16 protein-coding genes are annotated in these 14,865 nt (G+C 53.6%); 10 read left to right on the top strand and 6 right to left on the bottom strand.

Features of this window, described 5'->3' with window-relative positions; translation table 11 throughout:
* The first annotated feature begins 16 nt into the window (after positions 1–16).
* Together DG177_RS11155 and DG177_RS11150 are read left to right on the top strand one after the other, a co-directional pair.
* Positions 17–1,000, top strand: a complete 984-nt coding sequence (locus DG177_RS11155; protein WP_108811545.1) for an aspartyl protease family protein — start codon at positions 17–19, stop codon at positions 998–1,000.
* A 58-nt stretch (positions 1,001–1,058) separates the two neighbouring features.
* Entirely contained in the window at positions 1,059–2,036 is a 978-nt protein-coding gene (locus DG177_RS11150; RefSeq protein ID WP_108811544.1) for an aspartyl protease family protein, read from the top strand.
* A 2-nt stretch (positions 2,037–2,038) separates the two neighbouring features.
* On the opposite strand, the gene DG177_RS11145 is transcribed toward DG177_RS11150, so the two are convergent.
* The 3 genes from DG177_RS11145 to trhO are packed head-to-tail and all read right to left on the bottom strand — an operon-like array spanning position 2,039 to position 3,946.
* On the bottom strand, positions 2,039–2,284 hold the full coding sequence (locus DG177_RS11145) for a hypothetical protein (RefSeq protein WP_108811543.1): 246 nt from the start codon (positions 2,282–2,284) through the stop codon (positions 2,039–2,041).
* 16 nt (positions 2,285–2,300) lie between these two features.
* Entirely contained in the window at positions 2,301–2,939 is a 639-nt protein-coding gene (locus DG177_RS11140) for a glutathione S-transferase N-terminal domain-containing protein (RefSeq protein ID WP_108811542.1), read from the bottom strand.
* On the bottom strand, positions 2,936–3,946 hold the full coding sequence (trhO, locus tag DG177_RS11135; RefSeq protein ID WP_337658748.1) for an oxygen-dependent tRNA uridine(34) hydroxylase TrhO: 1,011 nt from the start codon (positions 3,944–3,946) through the stop codon (positions 2,936–2,938). The genes DG177_RS11140 and trhO overlap by 4 nt, the downstream gene beginning before the upstream one ends.
* Before the next feature lie 9 nt (positions 3,947–3,955).
* Here trhO and pdeM point away from each other — a divergent pair, with 9 nt between their 5' ends.
* Both pdeM and DG177_RS11125 read left to right on the top strand, forming a co-directional pair.
* A complete protein-coding gene (gene pdeM, locus DG177_RS11130; protein WP_108811541.1) occupies positions 3,956–4,690 on the top strand; it encodes a ligase-associated DNA damage response endonuclease PdeM in 735 nt (244 codons plus the stop codon).
* A gap of 81 nt (positions 4,691–4,771) precedes the next feature.
* The gene (locus tag DG177_RS11125; RefSeq protein WP_108811540.1) at positions 4,772–6,634 is read left to right on the top strand and encodes a cation:proton antiporter domain-containing protein; all 1,863 of its coding nucleotides are present in this window, start codon (positions 4,772–4,774) and stop codon (positions 6,632–6,634) included.
* Positions 6,635–6,636: 2 nt separating this feature from the next.
* Here DG177_RS11125 and DG177_RS11120 read toward each other — a convergent pair whose 3' ends face one another.
* Positions 6,637–7,299, bottom strand: a complete 663-nt coding sequence (locus DG177_RS11120) for a YggS family pyridoxal phosphate-dependent enzyme (protein ID WP_108811539.1) — start codon at positions 7,297–7,299, stop codon at positions 6,637–6,639.
* A 64-nt stretch (positions 7,300–7,363) separates the two neighbouring features.
* On the opposite strand from DG177_RS11120, the gene DG177_RS11115 reads away from it, so the two are divergent.
* Positions 7,364–7,933 carry a thiamine phosphate synthase gene (locus DG177_RS11115; protein WP_337658747.1) on the top strand — a complete coding sequence of 190 codons (570 nt, stop codon included), beginning with the start codon at positions 7,364–7,366 and terminating at the stop codon, positions 7,931–7,933.
* Between the two features lie 4 nt (positions 7,934–7,937).
* Here DG177_RS11115 and DG177_RS11110 read toward each other — a convergent pair whose 3' ends face one another.
* A complete protein-coding gene (locus DG177_RS11110) occupies positions 7,938–8,681 on the bottom strand; it encodes a hypothetical protein (protein WP_108811537.1) in 744 nt (247 codons plus the stop codon).
* A gap of 428 nt (positions 8,682–9,109) precedes the next feature.
* Between DG177_RS11110 and DG177_RS11105 the strand changes: the two genes are divergently transcribed.
* The 4 genes from DG177_RS11105 to holA all read left to right on the top strand — a co-directional run bounded on the left by DG177_RS11105 (position 9,110) and on the right by holA (position 13,725).
* On the top strand, positions 9,110–9,526 hold the full coding sequence (locus DG177_RS11105; RefSeq protein WP_337659031.1) for a DUF3576 domain-containing protein: 417 nt from the start codon (positions 9,110–9,112) through the stop codon (positions 9,524–9,526).
* 64 nt (positions 9,527–9,590) lie between these two features.
* Positions 9,591–12,149 carry a leucine--tRNA ligase gene (gene leuS / locus DG177_RS11100; RefSeq protein WP_108811536.1) on the top strand — a complete coding sequence of 853 codons (2,559 nt, stop codon included), beginning with the start codon at positions 9,591–9,593 and terminating at the stop codon, positions 12,147–12,149.
* Positions 12,146–12,658, top strand: a complete 513-nt coding sequence (lptE, locus tag DG177_RS11095; RefSeq protein WP_108811535.1) for an LPS assembly lipoprotein LptE — start codon at positions 12,146–12,148, stop codon at positions 12,656–12,658. Before leuS ends, lptE begins: the two co-directional genes overlap by 4 nt.
* Before the next feature lie 38 nt (positions 12,659–12,696).
* Complete coding sequence (gene holA / locus DG177_RS11090) at positions 12,697–13,725, top strand: DNA polymerase III subunit delta (protein ID WP_108811534.1); 1,029 nt, start codon at positions 12,697–12,699, stop codon at positions 13,723–13,725.
* 5 nt (positions 13,726–13,730) lie between these two features.
* Here holA and DG177_RS11085 read toward each other — a convergent pair whose 3' ends face one another.
* Positions 13,731–14,216, bottom strand: a complete 486-nt coding sequence (locus DG177_RS11085) for a DUF4402 domain-containing protein (protein ID WP_337658746.1) — start codon at positions 14,214–14,216, stop codon at positions 13,731–13,733.
* 235 nt (positions 14,217–14,451) lie between these two features.
* On the opposite strand from DG177_RS11085, the gene msrB reads away from it, so the two are divergent.
* Positions 14,452–14,850 (top strand): peptide-methionine (R)-S-oxide reductase MsrB, encoded by a 399-nt coding sequence (msrB, locus tag DG177_RS11080; RefSeq protein WP_108811532.1) that lies wholly within the window; start codon positions 14,452–14,454, stop codon positions 14,848–14,850.
* Positions 14,851–14,865: the final 15 nt, after the last annotated feature.

The following is a 14,865-nucleotide window of genomic DNA, read 5'->3' as shown; positions in this document are numbered from 1 at the left end:
GAGTATCTACACAAATATGAGTATATTTTCCTCCATAAGTGCAGCCTTGCCTCTGATGTTCTCGTTGCAAGTCGCTGAACCCGGAACCGCCTTGCCGGAAGCAGCGGCCGCCATTCCCGAAATCATAGAGCCGGAAGCAATATTAGCCGACCGTTTGCCCGATCAGTTCATCAAACCTGATGCCGAGCAAATCGCGATTGCCGAAGATCGGATGGCGCGCATGACCGTTCCGGTCAGTATCGAAGGAAGCGGTCCATTCAAGTTCATTATCGATACCGCGGCACAACGCACAATATTATCCAAAGAAGTGGCGGGCAGCCTAACCCTGGAACTGGAAGACGAGGTCAACATCATTGCTTTGGCGGGAAGCACGGTGGTGCAAACCGTCTATGTGCCGGAGCTGACATTGGGCAGCCGCAGCTATGGCGGCCTGGTCGCGCCAACATTCCGATCAACCAATATTGGCGCCGACGGTGTTTTGGGTCTCGATAGTCTGCAGGGACAGCGCATACTCTTTGACTTTATCACCAGCGCCATTTCTGTTGAGGACACATCGATAAAACGCAAAGCGCGTTCGCGCCGCGAAATTGTTGTTACCGCGCGGCGACGTTCAGGCCAGCTGATTTTCACCAATGCCGAAATCTCTGGAATCAAGGTCAGCGTGATTATTGATACAGGCGGTGAGCTCTCCATCGGGAATAAGGCATTGCAACGCCGCTTGCGAATGAAGCGTTCGGCTCTGCAACAGATCAATCTGCTGGACGTGACCGGCCGGTCCGTCGCCGCTGACTATGGTGTAGCCAGTGAGCTACATATCGGTCGTGCGCGTTTCGGGGTCATTCCAATCGCCTTTGCCGATATCGCGCCCTTTGCGGCGCTTAACCTTGATAAAAAACCCGCGATGTTCTTGGGCATGGACGCGCTGCGCAAATTTGATCGGATGGCAATCGACTTCGCCAACCGCAAAATATACTTCCTGCTCCCCAAAGACGCGACGTGAACGGATTTTCCGCAAAACCATCAAAGGGCAGGATAGAATAATATTATAGTAGGAGAGTATGATGCCTCTTTTTTCCACTGGCCTAATACCCGCCATAGCTGCGTCTGCGCTGGCTTTGGCCTATCCTGTTCCGATGGGGCAATCGGTCGAGCCCGGCAGCCTGACAAAGCCGGACAATGAAATTATCGCCATCGATGAAGACCGTGCGCAGCGGATGACCGTTCCCGTCAGTATCGAAGGCCGCGGGCCGTTTTCCTTTGTGATTGATACCGGAGCAGAACGCACCGTTCTCTCTCGCAAGATTGCCACCAGGCTCGCCCTAGATGCCGAAGAACCAGCTGAATTGATCAGCATCGCCGGCAGCAGCATGGTTGATATGGTCTATGTGCCTGAACTCACCTTGGGCAAGAAAAGCTATGACAGCCTGATTGCGCCGGTCCTGCTTGCCCGCCATATTGGCGCAGATGGCATATTGGGTCTCGATGGCCTGCAAGATCAGCGGATATTGTTCGACTTCATCAACAATCAAATCTCCATCGAAGACGCGGCTGAACCCCGGCCGATGACCTCGCGCCGGGAAATTATCGTCACTGCACGGCGCAAATCGGGACAGCTAATCTTCACCGAAGCCACGATTTCCGGGCTCAAAGTCAATGTGATCGTTGATACCGGCGCGCAGGTTTCGATTGCCAATATGGTCTTGAAAAAGCGGCTGATAAAGCGTGCGAAAGAGTTGGGCGAAGAAAATAGCCTGATTGCTGTGACCGGTCAGACATTGGGTGTGGAGTTTGGCAAAGCTAGGGATTTTCGTATTGGCCGTGCGAAATTCGCCAGCTTGCCAGTGGCTTTCGCCGATGCACCGCCGTTTGAGCGACTGGGAATGGATAAGAAACCAGCGCTATTGCTAGGAATGGACGTGCTGCGGAAATTTGATCAGGTCGCAATTGATTTCAAAAAGCGGAAGATCCATTTTCTGTTGCCGAAAGGTACAAAACGCTATTTCGAGCGACCAAAAGACAGCCGCATCAGCTCGTAAAGCTATTCGCCGCTCGCATCTTCGCTGTTTTCAGCCTCCGCGCTACTTTCCAGTGCGCGCTGCTCTGCTTCCAGTTCTTCGAGCGCAGCATCCGCCTCTTCTTCCGTCAGTGAATCACTAATCTCGGGCTGTGGCGGCATTTCCGCTTCAATAGGCACCTCTTCATCAAGTACGGGTGCATCAGCTTCGTCACTGCAAGCCGACATCAGGCACAAGATGGGGGCGGTTACGACTAGAGCGGTTTTCATTGCAGCGTCCTCAGTTCTATCCCGCAAACACAGGTTCGATATCGCCCGTTTTCCACTGCGGATATTTTTTCATCGCGTTGGCAAACAGATCCGAACCCAAATGCGCGGCGAGCCATGTTTGTAAACCGGGCAATGATTGCGCGTCAAACCAGTTGCGGTCATTATTGGCAAATTGACGGATGAACGGAAAAATCGCAAAATCCGCTAGCCGGGGCTGCTTTCCCAGCAACTGACCCTCAGCGGCAAGCGGTTTTTCCAGCTTCTCGAGAAAGGTCAGACCGGCGGATCGATGCGCTATTGGGTCGACATTATCATAGCGTGTGGGATATTTATATCGGTCGAGATTATCTTTAAAATCGCTGTCCGCTTCGGCGATCAAATCGGCACCGGCATCCGCATCTTCCAGCCAGCCTGCCGGATCGCTCCTGTCCAATGCCCAATGCATGATTGCCAGACTTTCATCGATGATCGTCCCGTCATCCTGGACTAGCACTGGCACCGTCGCCTTGGGCGAGGCTGCAATCATTTCATCCGGCTTGTCGCGCAGTACCACTTCTCTTAGGCGTACCGGAGTCAAGCTGGTCATCAGCGCCATACGCGCGCGCATCGCATAAGGGCAACGCCGGAAGCTGTAGAGGATCGGCTTGTCAGTCATGCTGTTCCCAGATGCTGACGGCCTTCTTGTGCCGCTTTTTCCACCTGCCGCTGCCGTTCACGATAGCGTTCCCGTTGCTCATCGGTGCGATTGTCATAACAATGGGGACAGGCTTCCCCCGGGACATATTTCTCTGAGTCACGTTCCTCAGCGTTTAACGGCATCCGGCACGCATGGCATTGATCATAGTCGCTTTCTTTCAGACCATGGCCAACGGCCACGCGTTGATCAAACAGGAAGCAATCGCCATTCCACTGGCTGGTTTCTTCCGGCACATTCTCAAGATATTTGAGTATTCCACCTTTCAGATGATGGACATCATCAAAGCCCTGTGCCTTCACATAGGCAGTGGCTTTTTCACACCGTATTCCGCCGGTGCAGAACATCGCAATCTTTGGCTGCTTTTCGGACTTTTCCTGCAGTTGCTTGGAAAATTCATCAAACCACGCCGGAAAATCGCGAAATGTCTCTGTATCGGGGTTTATCGCGCCTTCAAAACTGCCAATCGCCACTTCATAGGCGTTGCGCGTGTCGATCACGACCGTATCAGGATCTGCAATCATGCTATTCCAGTCCAATGGGTCGACATAGTCGCCTTTTGCCCGTGCAGCATCAATGCCATCCACACCCATGGTTACGATTTCTTTCTTCAGCCGCACTTTCATGCGCAGAAACGGCATGGCCTCGGCGTTGGAATATTTGACCTCCAGTCCGGCAAATTGCGGCAGGTCTCGTAGAAAAGCAATTGCCGTCTCAATGCCGTCAGTTGCGCCCGCGATGGTTCCGTTAATCCCCTCTGGCGCGAGCAGGATCGTGCCTTTCAGCCCATTGGCTTCACATGCCGCCAGGATTTCCGGCTTCAGCGCCGCCGGATCATCTACAACTGCAAAATGATAGAGTGCCGCTACTTTGTATGAAAAATTTGATTCCGTCATGGCGCGCATATAGTCGCGCGCTGCGGGAATTTCCAACCCTTCCCGCTTGCACGCAGGTTCAGATAATCGCATAGCATAAAAATGGTTCCCCTTTCGTTCGCCAATCACCTGTTTCATGTGGTCGCCCCGGCGGCGCTCTACTGGCCAGCAGAAAAGGCTTTGCTGGTGGCGGATTTACATCTTGAAAAAGCTAGTTTTTATGCACGCCAGGGACAGATGCTGCCGCCCTATGACAGCCGCGCAACCCTGGATGAACTGGCCGGCTTGATCGCCGAAACAGCAGCGGAAAAAATCTTTTGCCTCGGCGATAATTACCATGACGATGAAGGTGAGGCGCGGTTGGAAAGCGATGCTGCAGAGTTGCTCACTAAACTCACTCAACGCACCCAATGGATATGGATCAGCGGCAATCATGACCGCGATGTCAGCGGCCTGTGGGGTGGCGAAGTGATGACCGAATGGACCGGCAACGGCCTTGCGCTGCGCCACGAAGCAGCAGCTGAGACCAGCTTGCCCGAAATTTCTGGCCATTTTCATCCCAAATTGCGGGTGCCCGTCCGCGGACGGCATGTGTCTCGGCGTTGTTTCGTTCGCAGCGAGAAACATTTGATCATGCCGGCCTTTGGAGCGCTCACAGGAGGATTGGCCGCGCATCATCCCGAAATTGAAAAAGCGGTGGCCGGACCAGCGGAGGCACTCATCGCGCTAAAAGAAAAACTGGTGCGGTTCGATCTTGGATTCCCGCCGACACCATGCAAGTCACAGCCTGAGCCAATTTCGAAAAAGCAACTCATCTTGCCGCTGTCTACTGAATGATCGACAGGCTATTGCGTCTAGAGCTCAGCCTGCAGCATATGACTTTTTGCATAAACCTTAAAGAAACGGCATAGATTACAAATGATTATTGTTGATTCGCTAATGGTGAAAATTGCGCTGATTGGCCTTTTGGGTATCGGCGCACAATGGGTGGCCTGGCGCACCGGCCGGCCAGCCATCGCCCTGATGCTGATTGTTGGCATCATCGCTGGCCCAATATTGGGGATTATTGATCCCGAACGGGACTTTGGTGCACTGCAGGAACCGATAATCAAGCTGGCCGTCGCGGTCATTCTGTTTGAGGGCGGATTAAGTCTGAATTTCCGAGAGCTTCGCCAGGCCGGCGGTGCTGTGACCATGATGGTGTTGATCGCTGGTCCAATAGCATGGGTGCTGGGAACCGCAGCCGCTCATTATGGTGCTGGTCTATCCTGGGAGATTTCGGCGCTGCTAGGTGGTATCATGATCGTCACCGGACCGACAGTGATTGGTCCAATGCTGCGCACTTTGCGCGTACCATCGCGCGTGCGCAACGTGCTGAAATGGGAAGGTATCGTCAATGATCCGATCGGCGCGCTGCTCGCAGTCGGGATCTATGCCTATATCACCTATGAAGGGCCCAACGCGAATATCGCATCGATCAGTATGGATGTGCTGGCGGCCAGTTTTCTCGCTGGCCTGATCGGTACAGCATTGGGATTTGCGATTACCTGGCTGTTCCCTAGAGGACATGTTCCGGAATATCTGAAAGCCCCGTTTTTGCTGATCACGGTCATCGGCGGCTTCGTCGTTGCCGACCTTATCATGCACGAAACCGGCCTGATCACGGTGACGGTCATGGGCGTGGTGCTGGCTAACCGTCATATTTATTCAAGTCAGGCACTCCACCGGTTTAAGGAAGATCTTGCGGTGCTGCTCATTTCCGGTGTCTTCATCATCCTGTCTGCAACACTTGACTATGAAACCGTCATGCAATTCCGCCCGCAATTTATTATCTTCCTGATCCTGTTGTTGTTCGTTGTGCGCCCGGTTTCGGTTCTTGTCGCGTTAATGTTCAGTTCGTTGCCGTGGCGCGAACGGCTGTTTATTGCCTGGATTGCACCGCGCGGTATTGTTGCCGTTGCGATTACCGGTCTGTTCGCGATCCGTTTGGTCGACTATGGTTTCCCTGGCGCAGAAGCCCTCGTACCGCTTAGCTTTGCGGTCGTCATTGCGACCATATTTGCACATGGTTTTTCCGCGGGCTGGGTTGCCGAGCGTCTGGGGATCAATGAAGGCAAGGGTGAAGGCATATTGATCGTTGGTGCAACCCGTTGGGCCGTCGCACTTGGCAAAATCCTCAAATCTCTGAATATTGAAGTTCTTATGGCGGATACCAGCCCCTTCGCTCTGCGCCGCGCCCGACATGAAGACCTTAACACCCATCAGGGCGATATATTGGACGAGGCTCATAATGATCATATCGAGCTGGGTGAGTTTCAACATATGATCGTAGCGACCGACAATGATAGTCATAATCAGCTGATCACTGCAGACCTCGGGCCTGAAATGGGCTTTGATCAGATTAGCCGACTTTCCAATGACAGCCGCGACAAGTCAAAGAGCAAAGTTGGCCACGGCAGAATTTTGTTTGAATCGGGTGCCGACTTCAATAGCCTGCTTGACCGTGAGCGCGACGGTTGGCGGTTCAGCAAAACCAACATTACCGAAATTTTTTCTGCCGAAGAATATCGCAAGAATCTTGATCCGGGTGAAGAGCCGTTAGCGGTGTTGAAAGAGGACCGACGCCTGCTATTCTTTGCAACCGATGCGCGGCCCATCATTGAAGAAGGTGATGTGGTGATCAGCTTTGTCGCCCCGGATACACCTGAAGAGCGCAAAGCAGATCGTGCTGCAAAAGAGGCTGAAAAAAATGGTGAGGTCAAAAGTAAAGCCCCGCAATAGGTTCAGACCCTCTTCCCGAAAAGGGCAGTGCCCACGCGGACATGCGTTGCACCAAGCTTGATTGCAGTTTCAAAGTCTCCGGACATACCCATGCTGAGACCATCCAAACCATGGTCCTTGGCAAGCTTTGCCAGTAGAGCGAAATGGGGCGCCGGGTTCACCACCGATGGCGGTACACACATCAAGCCCGCTACTTCTATACCCGCAGCCTGTGCAGATTCGAGTAAATCAGAAACATCGCCAATCGCACAGCCGCCTTTCTGCGGTTCTTCTCCGATATTCACCTGAAGAAAACATGGAATCCGGCGATCCTGTTTGTTCATCGCCTTTGCCAGCGCCTTCACCAAAGAGGGTCGATCAAGCGAATGGATCACATCAAAAAGCTGCACAGCCTCGTCTGCCTTATTGGATTGCAGCTGACCGACCAGATGGACTTTCACCCCATCAAAAGCCTCGCGAAGTTCGGGCCATTTCGCTGCGGCCTCTTGCACCCGGTTTTCACCGAAGAGCCGGTGGCCCGCCTCTAGCAGAGGCCGTATCTCATCCGCAGACCGAGTTTTTGATATCGCGATCAGGTCGATATCATCTTCCTCACGTTGAGCCAGACCGGCAGCCTTGGCTATTTTTTCCTGAATTGCTCTCAGGCTCTCACTGCTATCCGTCATGGTGCGATTTTCCGCCTCAAAATTCCCAATTGGTTCTTGGCCGCCTATATGGCAGGTGATGAGCATGCACCAGCCCTGGTTTTCTGATATCTATCCACAAATCTGGCCACAAATCTGGTTGATGACCGACACACGCAATGACCCCGTGCTGGAACGGTCTATTGCCGCATTGCCGCGTGGTAGCGGAATTGTCTTTCGCCACTATCATCTTGATCCCGGCGACCGGTATCAGCGATTTCAATCGATAAAGTCCATCGCTAAACGGCACGAACACTTGTTATTGCTTGCTGGTTCACCGGCATTGGCACGACAATGGGGCGCGGACGGCGTACATGGTCGGCAGTGGAAGCGGCATGAAACAATGGGCCTATTGCACAGCGCGCCAATTCACAATGCCAGAGAAATAGCGACTGCCAATCATCATGGCGCAGACCTGCTGTTTCTCTCGCCCACTTTTGCAACGCGATCCCATCCCGGGCAAAAACCATTGAATCGCCTGCAATTGCGGCGACTGATTAAATTGTGCAAAAAACCGGTGATCCTGATGGGTGGAATGAATGCGCAAAGGTTTCAACAACAAGCAGCAATGGGAGCCCATGGCTGGGCCGCCATTGATGGGTTAAGCAGAAGCTAGAATATCAGAAGCGGAACTGCGTTCCTACATAGACAGCTTGGCTGTCTTGACGGGAATCGGTTAGCGGCGCCATCCGATCGCGTTCATTTTTCAAGCGAACACCAGCTGTCACATCAAGATTGCGCGTCACCGAATAGCTTCCGCCCAGATCAAGAGAGTAATCTTTCTCGCTTGCCCGCAGAGCGCCTGGTGACGCACCGATAGGAGTTTTCGCATCTATAGATAGACGTGGATTGAAGCGGCTTTTCTTGCCGGTATTATCATCATCGCTATCAACGCCCGCACCAATCTCGGACAGATCCGGCAGGTTATCACCCAGCTTTTTGACCGGAATCGCAAAGCTCTTCAGGCCCTTGGCCGTGCCTAGGCTAAATGATGTTGGTGTGATCTTCGTGGGCGTAAGCACTCCCGCGCCGGGCGCGGCGGCTACAATATTCTCACGAATCGAAATGGCATTGCTCGAAGCATCTTGTCGCACCACAACGGTCACAGCGCGATCACCGCTCGTATTGCCTCCCGCTGGGGTAAATTTAAACTGGGTCTTGCCACCCAAGACACTGCGTTTGAAGCTTGCTGCCAGCTCTGGATCAGCACCAGCCGTCGTAAACGCACTGACCGTGCTCAATGAACGCAACGATACTGCGTTAGTCTGTTCCGACAATACACGCGCCAGTGCAGGAGTCATGGCAAGACCAGAAGCTGCGAGTCCCGCAGCTAACCAACCAAAAAGATTGCCATTTTTCTTCATGACGACGGTATTTTCCCCTTGTTGACTCAAATCTATACCAAATAATTTGGCAATAGACGAGTCAACTTGCTGATTTTGTCCGATTTTCTTGAACTAGACATTTTCTGTTGCAGATCGGTTACGGTTTCACATTCATCTGGTCAGCGTTTAGCGGCGCCAAGCTGAACCGAAGATTATCGAAACCTTCATCACAACCCAACTGTCGTCGACTAAGCCAAGGCTCATTCAACTGCTATTCACCCACAGCTTCGCATGAGCGAAATGTTGCGCTTTGGCTTGCCCCTTGCGGCAAAGCAATTATAGAGAGCGTTGAAATCAGATTTACCGGTACGCGGCGCATTTTTAAACAGGAGCGCGTCAAACTGCCAATGAGGAGCTTGTTCATGTCCCGCCTTTCTTTATCCACCGCTAAAATGCGTCCTCTGGTAATGGGCTTTTCGGCCGTGGCTTTGATAACCGGCCTCTCCGCCTGCGCCAGCAATGACCGGCCAAGAGCCGATCTCGCGGCATCGCAAGTGACAACCATTGGCGTGAACAGCTATTTGTGGCGCGCCACGCTCGATAGCCTATCGTTCATGCCGCTGACCCAGACCGACAGCAATGGCGGCGTGATCCTGACGGATTGGTATGTGAATCCGCAAAATCCATCGGAGCGGATGAAACTGAACATCTCGATCCTCGATCAGGATCTGCGCGCAGATGCATTGCGTGTTGGGGCATCACGACAGGTACGCAATGGCGGCACCTGGGTTGACGCACCAGTAAAAGCGGCGACCACGCAGAAGCTGGAACAGATTATCCTGACCAAAGCGCGCGATTTGCGGCGCGGGGCCCTGACCAATTGATCGGGACCACCCACTAATCTAATGATGAGCCTGATCAAGCGGGCTGAATATTTGTAGGACCAGCATGACCGATCAGCGTTTTAACCCTTTATCGGCGGACAAACGCTGGCAAACCCGTTGGGCCGAGACCGGCGTTTTCGAAGCCGATAACAGCTCACCAAAACCGCGCAGCTTCGTGCTGGAAATGTTTCCCTATCCATCTGGCCGCATTCACATGGGCCATGTCCGCAATTATACAATGGGCGACGTGCTGGCCCGTTTCCGGCGGATGCAGGGCTTTGAGGTGCTCCATCCCATGGGCTGGGATGCCTTTGGTATGCCGGCCGAAAATGCTGCGATGGAAAAGAAAGTCCATCCCGGCGAATGGACTCGCGCCAATATCGCGGCGATGCGCGACCAGATAAAGCGGCTCGGCTTTGCACTCGACTGGAGCCGGGAGCTGGCCACCTGCGAACCTGATTATTACGGGCAGGAACAAGCGCTGTTTATCGACATGTTCGAAGGTGGGCTCGTCTATCGCAAAGAGTCTGCTGTGAACTGGGATCCGGTTGATATGACCGTACTTGCAAACGAGCAAGTGATTGACGGAAAGGGTTGGCGTTCCGGTGCTCCAGTAGAAAAACGCAAGCTCAGCCAATGGTTTTTGAAAATCACCGATTTTGCGGAAGAACTGCTCAGCGGTCTGGATGATCTGAAAGGCTGGCCGGAGAAAGTCCGCACGATGCAGGAAAACTGGATCGGCAAATCGCAAGGCCTGCAATTCCATTTCACACTGGCCGAGAAGCAGCAGGACATTGAAACCATTGAGGTTTTCTCGACTCGTCCGGACACGATTTTCGGCGCGAGCTTTGTTGCTCTGTCTGCCGATCATCCGCTTGCCCAGCAACTGGCGCAAGATAGTGAAGCGCTCGCGGCCTTTTGCGAAGAGTGCAAGAAAAGCGGGACGACAGCGGCCGAGCTCGAAACGATGGAGAAAAAGGGCTTTGATACCGGCCTGAAAGTCACTCACCCGCTCGATCCGTCATGGGAATTGCCCGTTTTTGTCGCGAATTTCGTTCTGATGGATTATGGTACTGGCGCCGTTTTCGGCGTGCCGGCCCATGATCAACGCGACCTTGATTTCGCGCGCAAATACGCGCTGCCCGTCACACGCGTAGTAGCTGCCGAAGGCGACGAAGACGCGCCCATCCATGATGAATCCTATACTGGCCCCGGCAAGTTGGTGAACAGCCGGATGCTTGACGGTATGGATATTGAAACCGCGCAGAAAGCGGTCATCGACAGAGCCGAATCCGAAGGTTGGGGGAAAGCTCAGACAACATGGAGGCTGCGCGACTGGGGCGTTTCACGCCAGCGTTACTGGGGCACACCGATACCGATCATCCACTGTGAAGATTGCGGCGCGGTTCCTGTTCCGAAGGATCAGTTGCCGGTCACATTACCTGATGATGTCAACTTTGATATTCCCGGCAATCCGCTGGAGCGCCACGCAACTTGGAAACATGTCGAATGTCCACAATGCGGCAAGGCGGCGCGACGTGAGACCGATACGCTTGATACATTTACCAACTCCAGCTGGTACTTCCTGCGTTTTGCCAGCCAGCCGGATGACCAGCCTTTTGACGCCGAGACGGTCAAAAAATGGATGCCGGTGTCACAATATATTGGCGGCATCGAACATGCGATCCTGCACCTTCTCTATGCGCGTTTCTGGACCCGGGCACTCGCCTCCATCGGCAAGCTTGATTTTGCTGAGCCGTTTGAAAGCCTCTTCACACAGGGCATGGTGACACACGAAACCTATTTCGAAACGGTTCAGAACGAAGATACGGGTGCAGATCAGATTGTTTATTACAGCCCCGATGAAGTCGATCATCGCGAGGGCGGCGTGTTTAAATCATCTGGCGGTGCCCCGATCCAGATCGGTCGCATTGAAAAAATGTCCAAGTCGAAGAAAAACGTCGTCGATCCTGATCCGATTATCGATCAATATGGCGCGGATGCAGTGCGTTTCTTCATGTTGTCCGACAGCCCGCCCGAGCGTGATTTACCGTGGTCTGAAGCGGGAATCGAAGGCAGTTGGCGATTCGTTCAGCGGCTTTGGCGGCTGTTTGTTGCGGTCGCTGATCAGCCCGATCCTGTTGGCAACGAAGACAAGGCGCTTAAACGCAAGCTGCATCAGACCATTGCCGGAGTCGCTGAAGATGTTGACGCTTTGTCCTTCAACAAGGCGGTCGCAAAAGTCTTTGAGCTGGTCAATATGATCGAAAAAGCGACGCCTTCAAAGGATCGCCATGACGCCATAAAATCGCTCGCCCGGATCGTAGCACCAATGGTGCCGCATATCGCTGAAGAGGCTTGGGCGCTGTTCGGGGAAAGCGATCTGGTCGCCAATGCGCCATGGCCAAAAGTTGACGAAAGCCTGTTGGTCGAGGACGAAGTCACAATCGCTATCCAAGTGCGCGGCAAGCTACGCGACACGATTACCGCGGCCAAGGGTTGCGAGAAGTCAGCGCTGGAGGAGCTTGCGCTTGGCTCTGAGAAAGTGCAGCGTACGATTGATGGAGCAGAAATTAAAAAGGTGATCGTCGTGCCAGACCGACTGGTCAATATCGTTATATGACGCGGATGCAGTCCATCTCTGTGCTTATCGCAGCAAGTGCAATGTTGGCGTCTTGTGGACTACAACCGCTATATTCCGGAGGGTCCAACGGAGTGGTGGCAACGCAGTTGGGCGATGTCGAAATCGAACCGATTAAGGGCAAAGCCGGCTGGTTGATGCGTAATGCGCTGAACGATCAACTATCCACTTTTGAAGGCAGTGAGGCCAGATATCGGCTGATTGTCGAGCTCGACGACAAAATTGCCGGATTCGGTGTACGCAGTAATGACCGCATTACGCGTGAACGCCGCACTCTAAGAGCGCGTTATCAATTGGTGCGTCTATCCGATAGCAAAGTTGTACTGGACGCCACTGCAGGCTCCGATGCCGGTATCGATGTCGTGTCCTCAGAATATGCCACGATCGCTGCCGAGGAAACCGCGTTGGAAAATCTGTCGACCCGCGTTGCCGACCAGATTGTCAAACGGCTCTCGCTCTTTGCTCGCGAACAGCAAAGCAGCAGCAACTGATGAGAGCGGCATGAAGGCAAAGCTGTGAAAGCAAGATCGTGAAAGTCAAAGACAAGGATATTGTGCAACGCTTTCACGCGGCCCCCGATACGATACGATTGGCCGTCTTATGCGGCCCTAATGCAACCCGCTGCCAGGCGCTAGCCAATGAACTGGCAGCACCGCTCGCAAAGTCGGCGGAGAGAGTAGATCTGACGATTGCCGACCTGACCGAAAGTCCGGCCCGGCTGAATGACGAGGCCACATCAGCATCGCTGTTCGGAGATAAAAGATTCATCATGGTCCGCCTCAACAGCGGCGAAGCGGTTCGCGCCACCGCGGCAATAGAGACTTTCTTGGAGAGCGATACCAAGGGAGACCCAGTTTTCATCGTCGCTGCAGGCATGGCGGATAAGACTGCCTTGGCCAAAAAAATTACCGCCGCGCCTGACGCCCTGATTGCCACCTGCTATGAAACCACACAGGGCGACGCTGTGGCCGCCATCACCAGCATGGCACGAGACGAGGGGGTCAGAATGTCCCGTGACATGGCCGCCGCCATTGCCGCGCTGACCAGCAACGATCTTGTTCTGGCCAAGCTGGAAGTCGAGAAAATTGCGCTTTATCTCGATGCGACACCGGACAACCCGCGGGAAACCGACGCGGACCTGTTGGCGCTGCTCGGCGCAGAAAATGACGAGGAAGATCTCGGTTTGCTGATCAATGCGGCGGTTGGCGGTGATACCCGAAAACTGACCCAGGAATTGGCTGCCGTGAGCCCCACCGGATTCAGCGAGGTTGGCCTGATTCGGCTGATGTTGCACCATCTGACCAAGCTCGCCGAGTTACGCACCAAGGTTGATCAGGGATCCAATATCGGCAAACTGGTAAATCATCCCAGTGTATTCTGGAAGGATCGCGACAATTATGCGCGGCAACTGAACATTTGGTCATCTGCTCATATTGCGCGGCTGATTGAACGTATTTTGGCGCTTGAAATTGCGCTCAAGAGCAGCGGCCAGCCGGAACAGGTGCTGGTAGAACAGGAATTGCTGACCATCGCCAGAAAAGCAGCGCGTTTGCGCTAATAATGCTATTCGTAATCTGCGGTGATGGCGATCCGGCCGCGAAATTGGCCGCTGGCATTGCCAGTAACCCGCAATCGGCCGCCAAAGGAAAAGGTCAACCGCCCATCACGGTCGAGTCGCGCCTGCGCCGGTAAGTCTGTATCCAGCTTGACGAGTTCTGCAGTAGATCCGTTAGGCGCGCTGAGAACAATTCGCTCCGGCAGTCCCACTCGAACCAGTCGGCCAGGTTCACCGGTTAAACGGCCCTGCCCGTGAAGCGATAGTCCGCCAAGATCGGTTATAGCACCACTAACCCTGCGCTGTCCGGATTGCGGATCGAGCTCCACTTCTCCACCTGCGCGATTGAGCAAGGCCAATCGCGAGAAATCAAGATTTGCGATGATCTGGATGTTAAGCGGTGTTTCGGTTCCTGTGTTGCCAGCTGCTGCAGATTCCGTCGGCTCGGCTGCGCATAAGCGGCACTGAGCCATTGCGCTATGTGGCTGAAACATAATCCAACCCAGCATAAGCACCGGAATCCAGAAAACTGGTTTCAATTTCGCATCTATCATCACCACAACTGTATTTTGGAGCAAAGGCCTGAAAAAATGGTTAATTTTCTATGATCGCTAGCAGTGTTTCAGCGGTAACAGCCTTTCTCACCTCCCTTTCTTAGCCGCCATAAACATTGTGGCCTTCGCCTAGGGATAGCTTGACGCCAGTCCTTTTCCTCCCCATTTTGAAAATATGGAAAAAATAACACTGAGCGCTCAGGAATGGCGCGATAAACTCTCCCCGGAACAATATCATGTCCTGCGCGAAGCCGGAACCGAGCGAGCCTTCACCGGCAAACTCAATGCTGAAAAGCGCGATGGTGAGTTTTTTTGCGCGGGATGTGGCAGCAAATTATTCGATGCGACAACCAAATTTGACAGCGGTTGCGGCTGGCCGAGCTTTACCGAGCCGACAGAATCTGAAGCGGTTACCGAAATCGAAGATCTCAGCCACGGCATGCGCCGCATTGAAGTCCGCTGCACCAGCTGTGACGGGCATTTAGGCCATGTTTTTCCTGATGGTCCGGCAGAAAACGGACTGCGCTATTGCATGAACAGCGCAGCGCTCGATTTTGAGCCAAAAGAGGCTTAAAGCGCCGTTCGCAGA

The organism is Sphingorhabdus sp. Alg231-15, from assembly GCF_900149705.1.
Classification (GTDB): domain Bacteria; phylum Pseudomonadota; class Alphaproteobacteria; order Sphingomonadales; family Sphingomonadaceae; genus Parasphingorhabdus.
The sequence above is the reverse complement of the archived record's forward strand: the minus strand, read 5'-3'. Positions and strand labels throughout refer to the sequence as shown.